Origin of the sequence: Methylacidimicrobium cyclopophantes, assembly GCF_902143385.2 — a bacterium.
Lineage (GTDB): Bacteria > Verrucomicrobiota > Verrucomicrobiia > Methylacidiphilales > Methylacidiphilaceae > Methylacidimicrobium > Methylacidimicrobium cyclopophantes.
Window position 1 is genome coordinate 1 of the sequence record NZ_CABFUZ020000196.1, and the last position, 1090, is coordinate 1090.

General features: G+C 57.6%; 1 protein-coding gene. It reads right to left on the reverse strand.

The window, feature by feature from the left end:
* Positions 1 to 22: 22 nt before the first annotated feature.
* The gene (locus FN369_RS08635) at positions 23 to 1042 is read right to left on the reverse strand and encodes an IS630 family transposase (RefSeq protein ID WP_142525757.1); all 1020 of its coding nucleotides are present in this window, start codon (positions 1040 to 1042) and stop codon (positions 23 to 25) included.
* Positions 1043 to 1090: the final 48 nt, after the last annotated feature.

Consider the following 1090-nt stretch of genomic DNA (forward strand, 5'->3'; position numbering starts at 1 on the left):
TATTGAGCTTTAACAGATAAGTTCATGTCCATGGGAGCTCGGCTTGCACCCAGAATGCGGAGATAATAGAAGGTCGTTTTTGGGTGCGCCGGAGGGCTCTACGAACAAATGCTGCGAGATGGGCGAGTGTCTCGGGAGCAAAATGAGAAAGCTGATGATTCTTGAGATGCCCCCAGAGGTACTCTACCGGGTTCCATTCGGGGGCGTACGCAGGAAGCCGTTCGACGACGACGGCTCCTTGGGTGCTCTCCAGAAAGGCGCGAACCTGGGCGCTTCGATGAGCCGCGAGGCCGTCCCAGATCAGCAGAAGCGGGCCTCGGATCCGCTGCTGCAGCTGGCGGACAAATTCGATGACTTCGGCGCTTTTGATCGTTCCTTCCTGAAGGGAAAAATAGAAGGAGCGGAAGCTCACTCCCGCGATCGCCGAGAGGGTCTTCCAATGGAAATGGAACTCCAGGATCGGAGTTTCCCCCCGGGGAGCCCAGGTTCGTTTTCGTGCCGGCTTTTGGGAAAGACCGCTTTCGTCGACAAAGACGATCGTTCGCCCCTGCGCCGCAGCTTCGTCGCGCAATTGCGGCCATCGTTCCCGCTTCCATTGGTCAATCTTCTCGCGATCCCCTTCGCGCGCTCTCTTCTCTGGCTTCTGCGGAGTCCAACCGAAGGAGCGGAGCAGCTTCCAGATGCGAACCTCGCTGTACCGGACCCCAAATTCCTTTTCGACGACCTGCCTCACCCGCCCGAGCGTCCAAAGGTTGGTCGCATATCCGTGTCTCTGCGGCCCCTCTCGCAGCATCCCTTTCCATGCCTCCAGCTGCTCATCGGAAAGCAACCGGCTCGGCCCAGGCGGACCCTTGCTCCGCAAGCCTCCCCTGCCTCCGTGCGAAAAGGCCTTTTTCCATTTCCGTACCGCACGATCGCTTACCCCGAGTTCCCGCGATATTTGGGCTACGCTCTCGCCACGCGCAAATGCCTCGGCTGCTCGCATTCTTCGCTCTTCTCGAATCTCAGACAGTTTCCGTTGTGGCTTATTACTCCGTTTCACAGAAAACGATCATACCACTGCGGAACTCATATGTTAAAGCTCAATAAG